12 protein-coding genes are annotated in these 15,085 nt (G+C 48.2%); 8 read left to right on the top strand and 4 right to left on the bottom strand.

Annotation, left to right across the window (positions count from 1 at the left end; translation table 11 throughout):
- Positions 1–62: 62 nt before the first annotated feature.
- The 4 genes from KP014_RS11375 to KP014_RS11390 form a co-directional block, all read right to left on the bottom strand.
- On the bottom strand, positions 63–2,750 hold the full coding sequence (locus KP014_RS11375; RefSeq protein WP_036599099.1) for a tetratricopeptide repeat protein: 2,688 nt from the start codon (positions 2,748–2,750) through the stop codon (positions 63–65).
- A 191-nt stretch (positions 2,751–2,941) separates the two neighbouring features.
- Positions 2,942–3,607 carry an NAD(P)H-dependent oxidoreductase gene (locus KP014_RS11380; protein ID WP_036599101.1) on the bottom strand — a complete coding sequence of 222 codons (666 nt, stop codon included), beginning with the start codon at positions 3,605–3,607 and terminating at the stop codon, positions 2,942–2,944.
- Positions 3,608–3,764: 157 nt separating this feature from the next.
- The gene (locus KP014_RS11385) at positions 3,765–4,397 is read right to left on the bottom strand and encodes a carbohydrate-binding family 9-like protein (RefSeq protein ID WP_051500355.1); all 633 of its coding nucleotides are present in this window, start codon (positions 4,395–4,397) and stop codon (positions 3,765–3,767) included.
- A 65-nt stretch (positions 4,398–4,462) separates the two neighbouring features.
- A complete protein-coding gene (locus tag KP014_RS11390; RefSeq protein ID WP_036599103.1) occupies positions 4,463–5,365 on the bottom strand; it encodes a helix-turn-helix transcriptional regulator in 903 nt (300 codons plus the stop codon).
- A 185-nt stretch (positions 5,366–5,550) separates the two neighbouring features.
- Here KP014_RS11390 and KP014_RS11395 point away from each other — a divergent pair, with 185 nt between their 5' ends.
- From KP014_RS11395 to KP014_RS11430, 8 genes are all read left to right on the top strand, one after another.
- Positions 5,551–6,405 (top strand): sugar phosphate isomerase/epimerase family protein, encoded by an 855-nt coding sequence (locus tag KP014_RS11395; RefSeq protein ID WP_036599105.1) that lies wholly within the window; start codon positions 5,551–5,553, stop codon positions 6,403–6,405.
- A gap of 15 nt (positions 6,406–6,420) precedes the next feature.
- Positions 6,421–7,434 carry a Gfo/Idh/MocA family protein gene (locus KP014_RS11400; RefSeq protein ID WP_036599111.1) on the top strand — a complete coding sequence of 338 codons (1,014 nt, stop codon included), beginning with the start codon at positions 6,421–6,423 and terminating at the stop codon, positions 7,432–7,434.
- 31 nt (positions 7,435–7,465) lie between these two features.
- Positions 7,466–8,479 carry a Gfo/Idh/MocA family protein gene (locus tag KP014_RS11405; protein ID WP_036599114.1) on the top strand — a complete coding sequence of 338 codons (1,014 nt, stop codon included), beginning with the start codon at positions 7,466–7,468 and terminating at the stop codon, positions 8,477–8,479.
- Between the two features lie 151 nt (positions 8,480–8,630).
- Positions 8,631–9,305, top strand: coding sequence for a FadR/GntR family transcriptional regulator (locus KP014_RS11410; protein WP_036599115.1), 675 nt, complete (start codon positions 8,631–8,633; stop codon positions 9,303–9,305).
- A 388-nt stretch (positions 9,306–9,693) separates the two neighbouring features.
- A complete protein-coding gene (locus KP014_RS11415; protein WP_051500356.1) occupies positions 9,694–11,016 on the top strand; it encodes an ABC transporter substrate-binding protein in 1,323 nt (440 codons plus the stop codon).
- A 67-nt stretch (positions 11,017–11,083) separates the two neighbouring features.
- Positions 11,084–11,995, top strand: coding sequence for a carbohydrate ABC transporter permease (locus KP014_RS11420; protein ID WP_090834074.1), 912 nt, complete (start codon positions 11,084–11,086; stop codon positions 11,993–11,995).
- 42 nt (positions 11,996–12,037) lie between these two features.
- A complete protein-coding gene (locus KP014_RS11425) occupies positions 12,038–12,835 on the top strand; it encodes a carbohydrate ABC transporter permease (RefSeq protein WP_246590703.1) in 798 nt (265 codons plus the stop codon).
- A 33-nt stretch (positions 12,836–12,868) separates the two neighbouring features.
- Positions 12,869–14,050: a trans-sulfuration enzyme family protein gene (locus tag KP014_RS11430; RefSeq protein ID WP_036599119.1), complete on the top strand. Its 1,182-nt coding sequence runs from the start codon at positions 12,869–12,871 to the stop codon at positions 14,048–14,050.
- Positions 14,051–15,085: the final 1,035 nt, after the last annotated feature.

A 15,085-nucleotide genomic window follows, 5' to 3' on the forward strand; every position in this document is an offset into this window, starting at 1 on the left:
TATAATTGTTGGGACAGCCGGAAACGTCCGGTTGCCTGTTTGTTTTCGGCTACAAAAAGCTTCTACTCCGAATCGGAGTCTTCAGGGTTCTGATCTAGTTGTTTGCCGGCCGCACTCTCTCTTTCGGTCATTTCGAGATGGTTGAGATAGGTCTCGTAAGGCTGTTTCAGTTCTTGGGGAAGCTCTTCTTGGCCTGTAAGTTTCTTATAAAGTGCAGCGGCATCCATGACAAGTGCAGGTTCTTTCTCAAAGAGAGCATGCAGCTTGTCCCAATATTTTGGATCGGTTTGGATGGCTATTGCATGAATCAAACAGCTTGCTGCCTCTTTGTGTTCGCCCAGAACAATGTGAATTAGTGCTTGATTCCAATAATTCTCTCTATCAGGATTTATTGAGTTGGCAAAGCTAAAATCTTCAAGCGCTTTATGGAACAATGCCGCTTGATTCGATTTATCATCTTCCATCTTTCCTAATTCACGGTAACAAATTGCTCGATTAACGTAGAAATAATCTTCAATTTTAATGGATTTTCGTTTTCTAATTTCAACTGCTTCTGTCAGTGCATGTACAGCTTTGTTATAAAGCGGGACTATTTTATTCCTATCTTTCTGCTTTTCTTTAGAATAGTGTGCTGCTAGTGTACCGCAAGCTATGCCTACATTGCCATAGTAAGTGTGAAGTCTATCTTCGCTGTCCGGATTATGAAGCGCTTTTTCAGATAATTGCAAGGCTTTTTCCAAATAAGTATTATCTTTTTGGACTAAATAATAGCAAAGTCCAACCAAATTATAATGGTAGGATGAGATAAACTCATCTTTGGCTTGTTTCAAAGCCTGTTCTAAAAAAACCAATGCCCTTTCGTATTTCTTTGAATTACGATAAGCTTTGCCAATCTGGAATAGCCACTCGCTATCCGCAATCGCAGAATTCAGTAGGATGTTCTCTTTCTCTTCCAACAAGCCTGTATCGGCATTTTCTTTAATCAGATTAATAATTTCATAAGAAATTGCCAGCAACTGCTCCTCATTTTCAATTTCCGGCAGCAAATCGACCATCCCGTCCTCCGAGATAATGGCGATCACGCATTTTTTTTCGTCTTCCTCAGTACCGTTGCCCTTGAGCTTGTGAAGATACCGATGGGCTGAATTGAAACGCGCGCCGCGGCTGGCGTCACCGATTTCCGGTTTGGCAATGCCGTCCAGAATGACACCGATCGCGTGGCAGTCTCCATTCGTGTCAAAATAGATAGCTCCGTCAATCGAGGTTAAGTACGGAATGTGCTCAGCTTTGATCGGTCTCGGCTCAATCAGGGTGGATTGCTTCCGCAGGATAGCCAACTCGCTTACTGCCGTCTTCGGGTCCGTGATTACAACCATCGTTCCGTGTTTTTGCTCACGAGCCTTACGGACCATGAGATCCAGAATTTTGCAGCTCCGTTCTACGGTTTCGTTGACGATCCCATCCCAGAATACTTTTTGCAGCAGGTTGATAAAACGCTCAGGGCTGTAGCCTTCTTCTCCTAATCTGGGATTTTTAGCCGATACCGCCAGCAATTGATTCTCGGCAAGAGCGAGATCGTAGCTGTAATATTTGCGGTCATCCTTTACAACCATCGTTCCGCTTGTAGACCGTTCGTCCTCTGTACAGACCAGCGACAGGCTGAACTTGGACAGTCCGTGAAAATCCAGACGCAGAACCAGCGCGTTCTTTAGCAGATTCCAGTTCGCCTCGCCAAGGCCGTAAATATGACTGTGATCCGCGATCAGATACAAATCCTTGTCCTCATTTGTTAGCTCGAGCAGCTTACGGATACGCTTGGAATCATCCAGCGCAATCCGGTCACACTCCTTAAACCGGATACTGAAACGAATGAAGTTAGAATGAACAATGGTTGTTCGGTGCATGAGCAGAATCGACCCGAAAGGATTAGCGTTCTCGTAGGTCAGGCTGGAAATCTCGTCCATATGCTCCAGAAGGTTATGAATGTAGTAGGTGTTGCTTGGAGTATTGTCATAAATCTGCCCGGAGCGTTCCTGTTCGCTGCCGTTCAGCAAGTGCTCCTGCATTTTACCTAAGAACAATCGGGTCATCCTTCTGTTAAATAAGACCATGTTCTCGTTATATTTGCTGACCGGTTGTCCGCTATGGTCCAGGATAATTTCAAGTCCTTCATTCACGGAAAAATAATCGAGATGGAAGAAATCCAGCAGCATTCGCAGATATGAATATTCGGGCTTGTCATAGAACATTTTGCGGGATACCGGATCGACGTTCCAGATTTCCAGAATGTATGAAATAACGACGGGCGACCCGTGAATTGAGAAATGCAGGTGATTGGAATACAAGATGCGTGTCTCATCTTCAGTGGATACCGTTGCTTCTGAATCTCCATCTGTTTCCAAATCAGCAGCCTTCTCGTATTCAATGCCCTGTTCTTCGCGGTAGAGCTTTTTGTCAAAATAGCTTTTCAATTCCTTCGGAGTAAGGGCATTTTCTGCCGCAGGCAGGGGGACGCGCAATTCCTTGCCAAGATCTTCCCAACGGGGGAGGGTCTGCGGGGCGATGGGATAAGCATTTTCTTGCACAGCGACGGTCTTTTTGACACGTGTCTGCGATGTGAAGCCACCCTTCTCGTATACCAGGGAAAACAGCTTGAGGTGAATACGTTTGTTAAGCTTTTTCAGGCATTCATCCAGGCATTTATAGACGCTCTCGTTAATCGTGTTCAGGCTCTCTTCGGACAGGTTCAATGGAAGTCTCCTCAAATTCAAAGTAATCATGGGCTAAATATTTTGAATATAATACCATCCTTTTGAGAGATGCACTATGTTTTAAGAAACAGCTAGTTTTCACCTTTTTTATTTTCTGCGTCATCCAGAAAAAAAGGCCATCCCGCTCGTAGAAAATTCTACTTCAGGATGGCCTTCTGTCGTGTATGTTATTAACGAACCCACTCTACAATTTGCTCGATCGTTTGTCTTGTTTTTGGACGAGGCTCTTGAAGCCGGTATCCGAATGCAACCATGCAGGCGATCCCGAAATTCCCCTTTAGGATTCCTTCTTCTTTCAGAATTTGCTCTACTTTTTCTTTGTCGAACCCTTCTATCGGGCAGGAATCGATTCCGATTTGAGCGGCGGCGGTCATCATATTGCCCAAAGCGATATAAGTTTGCCGGGAGCCCCATTCAAAAGTCACTCTTTCGTTCTCAAGCAGCTTGAAATCATTCTCTTGGAAGTTATGATAGGCTTTTCCTTTGCCATGCTGAACTTCCTCTGGAAGCAATTGAACTTCTTTCATCATCCTTTGGATATGTGCGGAATCTGCAACCATATCGGCTTGTGTGCGGGAGAGAGCGATCACGAAATGGCTCGATGTCGGCAGTTGTTTTTGGGCTCCCCACGTTACCGGAAGCAGCTTTTCGCGAATCGCCGGGTTTTGAAGGACGACAAATTTCCAAGGCTCAAACCCGAACGAGCTTGGGGATAGACGCCCGGTTTCAAGAATAAAATCAAAGTCGGCATCGCTTATTTTTTTGCCTGCATCAAACTCCTTACAAGCATGTCGAAATTGATAGGCTTCAATAATTTGATCTTTTACTTTTTGCATGAGGAGGATACCTTCCTTTATTTGTATTTTCATCGCAACCACATGCAATAGTGTAGTACATAAGTATAAACAATCATAGTACGCACATTAATATTGTATAGTATCCTTTTTTATACCATGAGCTCCTCAGTACGGCAGTACCTGCTTCTCGCTTGGATTACTCAAACACCAATTCCCCAAAAAACCGGCTTTGATGGTAATCGGGCGAGGCCGAAGCGACCCGGTTCCAGCATCCATAATGGGGGATAGGGGTTTCATCTCCGCATTTATAGAAATTGCCGCGAAAGGCTTGACCGGATTCTGCCCTGAAGCCGGGGAACCGGCTTTGCAGCCAGTTGAAAGGGATGGCAAATGCCAGCTCCCAGTACGTATCCCCGCTATGTTCATCAACCCGGTTAAGCGCTGTATCGATTTGAAAGAGCGCCGGAGAATCCGCAAGGGTTATCCGGTTTTCTCTCGTTTCGCCCATCTGCAAGAGGATGGTTCCGCCTGCATTGAATTCGAAATTCAGGTAGCGCGGATCGGAACCGGGAAGAGGCTGCATGAAAAATTCGACGCAGCTGTCCGTATAGACCGGATCATTCTGCTCCCTATACCGAACGAGCGGGTCTTGTTCAAAAACCTTGAATTGGATATGCAGGCGCTCGGATGTGTAATATCCCCTGACCTCGACCTTGGGGGTATAGCCGTTGTCTAGCCAAAGATACCGGTCCACGGCGAGCGGGGAAATATCCTTCCAATCTGTTGAACCTGAATTCCTTGCAACCCGGTACAACCTAGCTTCGTTCATAACAGGTGCCTCCTTTTGGCGGATAACTGAGTGAATTGCGAAAATCGGACTCATAATAGACGGCATCACAATATCCGGGAAAGCTTGCGGTACGCGCGGGGGGAGATGCCCTCATGGGAAGAAAAGGTCCTGCTGAAATAATGGATATCCGGATAGCCGACCCGCTCCCCGACCCTCTCGATCGTCCAGTCCGTCTCTCTGAGCAGCTTGCGCGCTTCGCGGTGCCGGATGGAACGGAGATATTCGCCCGGAGGCATACCGGCAATCTGGCGGAACAATTTGGAGAAATGGTCCTCGTGCAAGTTCATCAATGCGGCCATGGACCGATTCGTCCAGCCTTGGGCGGGCGCGGCTTCGATCTCTTCAATCAGGGCCCGAATCCGTTCGCCATGCACAGATGCTTTGGCCAGACGGCGCGAGCTTTGGGTGCGTAGCAGCGAGGTCAGAATTCCAAGCATCAACCCCCGGCAGACCAGCTCATAACCGGGCGGGCGCATCGTAAATTCCTGGACGAGCTGTTCCATGGCATGGATGCACTCGGGGGGCGGCGCATATACCGGTTCTTCGGATAAGGGTAAAAAGGGAGCGGCTATCGCTTCCACAGCGAATTTTTCGGGAACGACTTCTTCTTCATTGACCACCATATCTTCTTCGCGCAAAATACGGGATTCGCCGAAAAAATCAAAATGGATGCCGAGCAGCTTCGTGGGAGACTTCAGGACCGAATTCTGATGATAGACGCCAGGAGAAAGGAAAATAAGCTGTCCGGATGTCAGGGCATGCCTCGTTCCATTCATTTTAGTCGTTAGCTTCCCTTGGCGGACATATAGCAGTTCAAAATCATACAGCCTTCGTTCGGGAAAGCTGCAGGGCTGAAGATTTTGAAATTGGGCGTAATGGATGCCGGGCGACCATTCACGGTAGGGCGTTTCTCTTTTCAAGGAATGGAAAATCTCTCTTTCCTGCATGGCAAGGCCTCCCAGAACAAATGAAGAAATAAAAGATATACACCGGAATAATGCAAAAAGTATCTTTTTCCCCTAAATAAATTAAATTTCAAATCTAATATACTATAAAAAAGATAAGGAAAACAGCAAAACGCAGCCTATGTTTCTATAAAACGGAAAATAACAAAAATCGGAGAGTGATCCAAGTGAAAAAAGGGATTAATATTTGGTCGTTTCGTGAAGGGACGCCAATCAAGGATTGCGTTCGTTTGGCTAAAGCGGCGGGATTTGACGGAATTGAGCTGTCACTGAACGAGTCCGGTGAAATGGGTCTGCAAACGACCGAGAAGGAAGCGCGCGCACTTCGGGAGTCGATCAACGAGGCGGGTCTGGAGATTGCGGGTCTGGCCACGGGACTGTATTGGTCCTATGCGATGACGAGCGAATCGGAGGCGAACCGCACCAAGGCGATGGATGTGTGCAAGAAGCAGCTGGAGCTGGCTGCCGTTCTCGGAGCCGATACCATCCTGGTCATTCCGGGTGCGGTCGGCGTGGATTTCATCCCGGGTAGCGAGGTTGTCGATTATGACAAGGCATATGACCGGGCGCTGGAGGCTATCGGCAAGCTGGCGCCGGAGGCCGAGCAATTGGGTGTAGCCATCGGCATCGAGAATGTGTGGAATAAATTTCTGCTGTCCCCGCTTGAAATGCGCGGATTTATTGACGCGATCGGCTCCCGCTTCGTAGGCTCGTACCTGGATGTGGGGAATATCGTTCATTCCGGCTATCCGGAACAATGGGTGCGGATTCTGGGGGACCGGATCAAGAAGGTGCATTTCAAAGATTACCGCCGGGAAGCGGGAGGTCTTCACGGGTTTGTGGACCTGCTCGCTGGAGATGTGGATTATCCCGCAGTCGTTAGCGCCCTTCGGGAGATTGGATACGACGGCTATGTTACAGGCGAGATGATCCCTGCTTACAAGCATTACACGGAGCAAATCATCTTCAATACTTCCGCGTCCATGGATGCAATTTTGGGACGGACCGATTACAAAGTCTAAGCAGGAGTGAGGGAAATGCTTAAAGTAGGACTGGTAGGATTTGGTTTCATGGGCCGGATGAATTTTGATCATTACGTCAAGCTGAATGAAGACGGCTATCCGATCACGCTGACGGCGGTCTGCGACCCGCGGATTGAAGAACTGAAGGGCCAAAAGGCGAGCGGAAATATGAACACGGCCCGTGAAGTATACGATTTGTCAGCCTATCAACTATATCGAGATTTGGAAGACATGCTGGCAAACGAGGAGCTCGATGCTGTAAGCCTGGCGGTTCCCACGTATCTGCATGCCGAAATGGCTTGTTCGCTGATGGAGCGGGGCTATCATGTGTTCTGTGAAAAACCGATGGCCAGACATTCAGCCGAGGCGCAGAAAATGGCCGAAACGGCAGTGCGGACCGGGAAGAAGCTAATGGTCGGGCATTGCCTCCGGTTCTGGCCGGCTTATGAATATTTGAAGGAAACGATAGAAAGCGGAAAATTCGGTCAAGTTACGGCAGGCTATTTCTATCGGGGCTCCGGCGCGCCGAAGGGCTGGCTGGTGAATGAAGAGCTGAGCGGCGGCTGCATGATGGATATGCATGTCCATGACACCGATATGATTCAACATCTGTTCGGGAAGCCGGAGAAGGTTTCGGCCCTCGGACGGAATGTCCTGCCGGGGAGCGGATACGATATCGTGTCCTCCCATTATCACTATACAGATGGAAAAGTCATCAACGCGCAGGCGGACTGGACGCTCGAAGGGGATTTCGGCTTTTATATGGGCTACCGGGTCAATTTCGAGCGGGGCAATCTGGTGTTCGACGGCAGTCAGGTGAGAGTCAATCCGAACAACCAGCCCGGCTTTACGGCGTATCTTTCTCCGCATACGGGCTACTATCGGGAGCTGGTTTATTTCCTGGACGCGATTCTTCAGGATAAGCTGGTCAGCGTCTGCGCGCCGGAAAGTACGGCTCTGTCCATTGAAATCATTGAGGCTGAAATGGAATCCGCCCGGAATGAAGGGGCATGGGTTACACTGTTTTGAACGATATCAATTTAGCGGGGTGGTTTCTGGCATGTTGAAAATAGGATTGATCGGTTTCGGATTTATGGGCCGGATGCACTTTGACAATTATGTCCGGTTAGTGGAGGAAGGCTGCCCTGTCTCGCTCACCACGATCTGCGATCCGCGAATCGCAGAACTGAAAGACGGAAAAGCGGGCGGGAATATGAGTACGGCCCGTGAAGTATATGATTTGTCTGCTTATAATCTCTACACCGATCTTGAGGAAATGCTGGCGCACGAGCAGCTGGATGTCATCGATATTGCGGCTCCTACGTATCTGCATGCCGAAATGGCCTGCTTGCTGCTGGAGCGCGGGCTTCATGTATTCTGCGAGAAACCGATGGCGAGACATTCGGCGGACGCATGGAAGATGGTGGAGACGGCTGCGCGCAGCGGTAAGAAGCTTATGATCGGACAGTGCCTCCGGTTTTGGCCGGGTTATGAATACTTGAAGGATATTGTAGACAGCGGCAAGTTCGGCCAGGCGACGGAAGGCTATTTCTATCGCGGCTCCGGCGCGCCGAAGGACTGGTTCCTTGATGAAAAGCTGAGCGGCGGCTGCATTATGGACATGCATATTCACGACACGGATATGATCAACTATCTCTTCGGCAAGCCGGAGAAAGTATCAACCCTTGGGCGCAATGTGCTTCCGGGAAGCGGATACGATATCGCCTCCACCCATTATTATTATAAAGACGGCAAGGTTATCAATGCCCAGGTGGACTGGACGCTGGAGGGCGATTTCGGTTTCTACATGGGCTATCGGGTCAATTTCGAAGGGGGCAGTGTGGTGTTTGACGGCAGCCAGGTCAAGGTGAATCCGAATAACGGACCGGGCTTTACCCCGGAGATTTCCCCGGAAGCCGGCTATTACCGGGAACTTGACTATTTCCTGGATGCGGTCATCCATGACAAGCCCGTTGCCGTGTGTACGCCTGAAAGCGCGGCGGAATCCCTTGAACTCGTCGAAGCGGAGATCAAATCAGCGGATGCCCAAGGGGAATGGGTGAAGCTCGCCTAAGTAAGATGAGAGCCGGCCGCAATTGAACCGAGTTTTGCTGTGGGCAAAGCTCGGTTTTTTTCCATAAAGTCAATGTTTGTAACTTATTATTCATCATGCTATCATTTTCAGGTAGAATAAGTGCAAATATTGGTTTGAAGGGGAAGGCCAAATGAAGAAGATCAAAAAAGTTCAGACGCACGAAATGGTCTCGAAAGAAATTAAGGATTATATTCAGCAAAACAATCTAAAGAAAGGAGACAAGCTGCCTTCCGTAGAGCAAATCATGGAAAATCTTGGCGTGGGCCGCTCTTCAATTCGTGAGGCGATCCGTTATTTGGAAGCTCTGGATATCATTGAAGTCCTTAACGGCAAAGGAATATTCGTCAAGGAGCCATCCCTTTATCAATTATCGACCAAATTTACGATAGAGGATGAGAAATCCGCGCTGCTTCAGCTGTGCGATGTGCGCAGAGGCCTCGAGGGAATTGCGGTGGAACTGGCGGCAACCCGGGCCACTCAGGAGCATGTGGACGAGATGTGGTATTATTATGAGCTGATCGGCAAGACGAGCGGGGCTGAAAGCTCCATCGCGGATATGAAGTTCCATCAGGCGATTTACCGGGCCTCAGGCAACGTCATCCTTCAGGAAATTATCGGTTCGATCTGGAATACATTTGTCGAGTTTTGGCGGGCTCCGTTTGGAAACAAGGATTTTTTCTATGACAGCTATCCTTTTCACAAATCCGTCGTTGAAGCGATCGAAGAGAAGAATCCGCAGAAGGCGAGAGAAGAATTCAATAAAATGATGGACGTTATGGTGAGAGCGATCACGGAAGTGGAGTAAACTTACCTGACATAAGGATTGACATAGGCGATAAGCGATGATAAGATTCATTAAGAATTTAAATAAATTTCATTCTATTCATGCAAAATCAATGCGAGATTGAAAGCTAATGGCATGTAACTTAACATGTCGGGATGGTCTCGAGAAAAAAATTAGTTTTTTGAGCTTCAACCTATCAGACAGGTTCACAGCATTACTGGTAGTTAGATATTTCCTCTAGTAGTTAGGTATTTCCTCTTGTTGATCACCGTTGGAGATGATAACAAGAGATTTTGCCTCAACCTGTATGACAGCATGATAGTATGGTTGCTTGTAAGTGGCATTAACGAAATTATGAAGGGACCCTGAACCTTTTATAATAATACTTTTATTTTTGAGGGGGATTTTTGTGAGAACCGGTAAAAAATTGTTTGCGGCAGCTTTAGTGATTGTAACGACTCTCAGCACTTTAACAGCCTGCGGAAGCGGATCAAGCAGTGAAGGCTCTGCCGGAAACGGCTCTTCGGAAAAGGTAACCATCCGAATGATTGAAAGCCTGACAAGCCCAGCCCGGACCGAAGTCATCAATCAAATGCTGACCAAGTTTGAAGAGGCCAATCCGGGGATTGACGTCGAGCTGATCTCTCCGCCGCTGGACAGCGCCGATACGAAAATTGCGCAAATGCTGTCCTCCAAAGCGGATGTCGATGTGCTGGAAGTCAGAGATTCAACCGTCAAGCAATTCGTAACGAACAACTGGATTGCCGACTTGTCGACCTACACGTCCAAGTGGTCCGGTTACGGCACGCTGAACACCAGCGCACAAATGTCCGCCAATTATATAGAGAACAAGCCTTATTACATTCCTTATGGCCTGTATGAAAAAATATTGTTCTACCGCACCGACTGGTTCAAGGAAAAAGGACTGGAAGCGCCCAAGACATGGGAAGACCTGTACGAAGCGGCTAAAGCGATCACCGATCCTTCCAAGAACCGTTACGGCTACTCGTTCCGGGGCGGAAAAGGCGCAGACAGCTATATTGTCGATATGGTCCGCGACTACAACGGAACGAACACCAACCCAGAAGATGCGATGTTCCTGAAGAACGGCAACACGATTTTCAGTACGCCGGAAGCCAAGCAGGCTCTGGAGAACCACCTGAATATTTATAAAGACGGCGCACCGAAAGATTCGGTGAACTGGGGATTCGCGGAAATGGTTGAAGGCTTTGAAGCCGGGATTACCGGCATGCTGATTCAAGACCCGGATGTCATCGACGTCGTTAAGCAAAAAATGGGTGAAGGCACCTGGAGCACGGCGGCTATCCCAGCAGGTCCTTCCGGCGTTACCCACTTTAAAGTCGGCGCTGCCGGATGGGGAATGGCGGCCAATTCCAAGCATAAAGACGAAGCGTGGAAATTGATCGAGTTCTTGTCCAGCCCGGAAGAGAATGAATTTTTCACCCAAAAAATCGGATTGATTCCCGTGCATACAACCGCCTCGGAGAATGACTTCTACAAGACAGGCTATTACAAGCCTTACATGGATATGAACGCAGATACCGCCCATTATATTCCGGTCCAGCCTGAAACGGATTATAAAGGCTTCGGAGAATGGCGCTCGATCATCCAGCAGGATACGCAGGCTATCATTTTTGGAAAGCTGTCCGTAGACGACGCGCTTAAGAAATGGGACGCATACTGGCTCGACCAGAAGAAGCAAGGCAAGTAAATATTAATTCAAACATATGGGTACGGTGCTGCCCATATGTTTGTTTTCAGAGGAGGTTCCTGTCCTGATGAACAACGCTGACGTCCGTAAACCTCGCTTAAGCCGCACTGCCGCGTTTATCCTGTTCTGTCTGCTGCCCGCGCTTATTCCGGTGGTTGTGCTTACGTATTTTCCGATTTTCAAGGGCATCATTATGGCGTTTCAAAATTACTCGCTTTTTAATTTGAACGACATCCGGTTTATCGGCTTTGACAATTTCAAAACGGTTTTGCAGGACCCGAACCTGCCGACCATTATGCAAAATACAGTGCTTTGGGTGTTTATATCCCTAATCCTGCAGTTCGCCATCGGATTCGTCCTGTCGCTCCTGCTGTATCAGAAATTCCCGGGCAGAGGCGTTTATCAAGGTTTGATTTATTATTCGTGGGCAATGTCCGGCTTCCTGATCGGGATTATCTGGCGCTGGATGTTCAACGGCCAAATCGGCGTCATTAATGATCTGCTGCTCAAAATGGGGCTGATCTCAGAACGCATCGGATTTCTGTCCGACCCGAAATGGGCCATGTTCTCGGTTATTGTGGCCAATATTTGGTACGGGGTTGCTTTTTTCGCCATCATGCTTACAGCCGCCATGCAGTCCATTCCCGAGGAGCTGTTTGAGGCTGCCGATATGGACGGGGCGAACGGACTTCAAAAGATGCTGCATGTCATTATTCCCTACATTCTGCCGACGATCATTACGACCACGGCTTTGCGGGTCATCTGGATTTTCAATTTCCCGGATATTATCTATGCGATGACGAACGGCGGACCGGCCAATTCGACGCATATTCTGTCCACGTTCATGCTTGATAAAATTGTCTTCGGCGGGGATTACGGGTTGGCCGGCGCCATCGGGGTCATCTCGATCGTACTGCTGCTGCTGTACACCCTATTCTATCTTTTTGCTACGAAAGCGAGTAAGGCGGGTGATTTTTAAATGAAACGGAAGGTTATAAGCAGGGTTAAATTAAGCTCCAAGGTGATCATACTCGGGATCTGGCTGTTATTCATGGTCTTTCCTTTATATTGGATGATTCTCACTTCGCTGAAGCCCAAGAACGATATTTTCAAGTTTCCGCTGGAGTACTTGCCGGAGCGGATTTCGTTTGAGAACTACGCCAACATCTTCGCGATTTCAAAATTTCATGTGTATATCGGCAACAGCCTGCTGGTTTCGCTTTTGTCGGCGTTTATCGTCCTTATCATTGCCATATTAAGCAGTTATGTGCTGGCGCGCTTTACGTTCCGGGGCAGCCGGCAGATTATGAACGGTTTCTTTCTTACGCAAATGATTCCGATGTTCATCGGATTTGGTCCTCTTTATAGCATCATGTCCCAATTGAACTTGCTTAACAAGCAGGGCTCGCTTGTCCTGATGTATTCCGTGCTTCTCATCCCGTTCTGTACCCTGATGTTAAAAGGGTTCTTTCAGCGGATTCCTTCCAGCCTGGAGGAAGCGGCGATGATTGACGGATGCTCCCGTCTGGGCGGATTGATCCGCATTATCCTTCCGGTCATGAAGCCGGGGATATCGGCAACGTTTATTTTTGCCTTTGTTCAGAACTGGAATGAGCTGTTCCTGGCCATTATGTTCATCGACAGGGAAGAGGCGAAGACGATCCCCGTTGCGATGAATTCCTTTATTACCAAGTTTGATATCGATTGGGGAGCGATGTCGGCGGCAACGGTTCTGTCCGTCATTCCTACCATGATCCTGTTCGCCCTTTGCCAGCGGTTGATTGTACAAGGCCTGACGGACGGCGCTGTGAAAGGTTAGGGATAGGACATTACATGAGAAAGGATATGACGAATGATGACGGAAATAGAAAAAATAACAGCCAGCCGGAAACAGGATCCGCAAACCCTTGTCGTTCATGACAAACACGACGAGCGCCATCAAGGTTCTGTTACGGTACCGCAATACCAGACCAGTCTGTTCAGCTTTGCCACCCACGCGGAGTTTGACCATGCGGCGGCGGAGGAGCCGGACCGGCCGATGTATTCGAGGGGCAATAATCCGACCGTTCAACAGCTGGAGCAGCGGCTCGCTCAGCTTCAGGGAGGAGAGAAAGCCCGCTGCTTTGCATCAGGCATGGCCGCCATCTCGACAGCCATCTTGGCTGCTGTCCGCACGGGGGATCACATCGTATGCGTCAGCCAGGTTTACGGTCCGACCCGCAAGCTGCTGGAGAATTTTCTAACCAAATTCGACGTGGAATTCACTTTCGTGGACGGCGCTTCCCGGGAAGCTCTCTGGTCGGCCGTGCGCGGCAACACCAAATTATTTTACCTGGAAAGCCCGACCAGCTTGCTGTTTCAGCTTCAGGACTTGAAGTACTGTGCGGAGCTGGCAAAAAGCATCGGCGCGTTGACCTATATCGACAATACATGGGCGACGCCTTGTTTTCAAAATCCGTTCTCGCTGGGCATTGATCTTGTCCTTCATTCGACAAGCAAGTTTATCGGAGGGCACAGCGATGTGATCGGAGGGGTCGCTATCGGCTCGAAGGAGCTGATTGGGCGGATCAACGAGAGCGAGTATTTGCTGCTCGGCGGAGTCATGACTCCCCATACCGCTTCGCTGACCATGCGCGGACTGCGCACGCTGCCGCTTCGCATGGAGCGGTTTGAAAAGAACGGCCTGCAGGTCGCTAAAAGCTTGGAACAGCTCCCGCATGTCCTCAAAGTCCATCATCCCGGACTGCCTTCGCATCCGCAATATGAGCTGGGGAAGGAGCAGATGGCCGGGTACAGCAGTGTGTTCGCATTTGAGACGGACCTGCCGGTCGATGTGATCAAGAAGTGGGCGGACCACCTGGAATATTTCCGGATTGGCGTAAGCTGGGGAGGGTATGAAAGCCTAGTGACCGTTCCAACCCTGCCGGAAGGCTATGAATCGGTATCCGGTCCGGTTGTCCGTTTGTATGTCGGTCTGGAAGATCCCGAGCTGCTGATCGAGGATATTAAGCAGGCCTTCAAGAAGGTGACCTGATTTACATAGCCTTCTAGTGGGTGTCTTGGGAAAATAAAGTATTTTCTTAGTGTGTAGAGGACGCAGCCCAAGCGAAGGAGCGGGAGCGTCCTTTAATATTTGTTGAAAGGTCAGGATAGCATTTTAATTAACATTTGAAGATTTACGTCTATCCTAGCCATAGAATATTTAAATAGTAGAAGAGAAAATAGCAACAGCTTTTTACGCGGCTTCAGGCCGCTTTTTTGATAAAAACGATGATCAATTGGTTACGGTAAAGAAAATCATCTCTCAGAATACTGGATACAAACAATCCCCATGTTTATGGAGTATCGGAATATTTGTTCTTTCTTCTGGTGGTTAGGTGAATGGGATGGCGATGAGAGTCGTCTTACAGTGGACCATCGGAATGCAATCAATTATGCGGTTAAACTTATTGAAAGAAGTTTACCTTTCGATGGTTGTGATGTTCAAATCTAGAGAATCATTTCCGTTTGGTGATTAAGCTCTAACGGATTACGATAGCTGAATAACCATCAAGAGGCTTCCGCAATTGAACGGGAGCCTTTTTCAACTAAAGGGCAGTAGAGTTAAACAAAGGAATGTATAATGTATTTTTCTAGGTGTAGTTTTTTTAACGATAGTGGTTTTTTATTTGTTGTCTAGTTTATTAAATCCTGTTGGTGATGAAGGATTACTAATAGTTATATGTTTAGTTATTTCTCATCAAATCTCTTTTCTCACTGCTTACGTAATCACGAATTCGAAAAAATGACCTTTAAGCTAAAGGGCAGGTCAGCGCAATCAAGAGCTCTTGATTTATGATACGGTTCACCGTAAATTATCCTCCAACTTGTCAGATTGGTTGGCAAACTTCATATTTCATATACTCGGTAAATCAACTTGAAACATTTCAAAACCATAAAACGAACATTTTGAAATTGCTAACCCCCTTCAGATTATCACCATTTCGAATAGCATAGTTTTTGACATACTCGATCCTCGGGGCGGTAGCGGGATTATGTTGGCTTCTAATGCCTATCTTAGTTGTAAGGG

It is taken from the genome of Paenibacillus sophorae (assembly GCF_018966525.1).
In the GTDB taxonomy this organism is placed as follows: domain Bacteria; phylum Bacillota; class Bacilli; order Paenibacillales; family Paenibacillaceae; genus Paenibacillus_AQ; species Paenibacillus_AQ sophorae.

Coding starts and splice junctions, on each gene's coding strand:
- KP014_RS11380 (WP_036599101.1), bottom strand. CDS start 3,607: ATGCAAAAAGTAAAAGATCAAATTATTGAAGCCTATCAATTTCGACAT.
- KP014_RS11385 (WP_051500355.1), bottom strand. CDS start 4,397: ATGAACGAAGCTAGGTTGTACCGGGTTGCAAGGAATTCAGGTTCAACA.
- KP014_RS11390 (WP_036599103.1), bottom strand. CDS start 5,365: ATGCAGGAAAGAGAGATTTTCCATTCCTTGAAAAGAGAAACGCCCTAC.
- KP014_RS11400 (WP_036599111.1), top strand. CDS start 6,421: ATGCTTAAAGTAGGACTGGTAGGATTTGGTTTCATGGGCCGGATGAAT.
- KP014_RS11405 (WP_036599114.1), top strand. CDS start 7,466: ATGTTGAAAATAGGATTGATCGGTTTCGGATTTATGGGCCGGATGCAC.
- KP014_RS11410 (WP_036599115.1), top strand. CDS start 8,631: ATGAAGAAGATCAAAAAAGTTCAGACGCACGAAATGGTCTCGAAAGAA.
- KP014_RS11420 (WP_090834074.1), top strand. CDS start 11,084: ATGAACAACGCTGACGTCCGTAAACCTCGCTTAAGCCGCACTGCCGCG.
- KP014_RS11430 (WP_036599119.1), top strand. CDS start 12,869: ATGATGACGGAAATAGAAAAAATAACAGCCAGCCGGAAACAGGATCCG.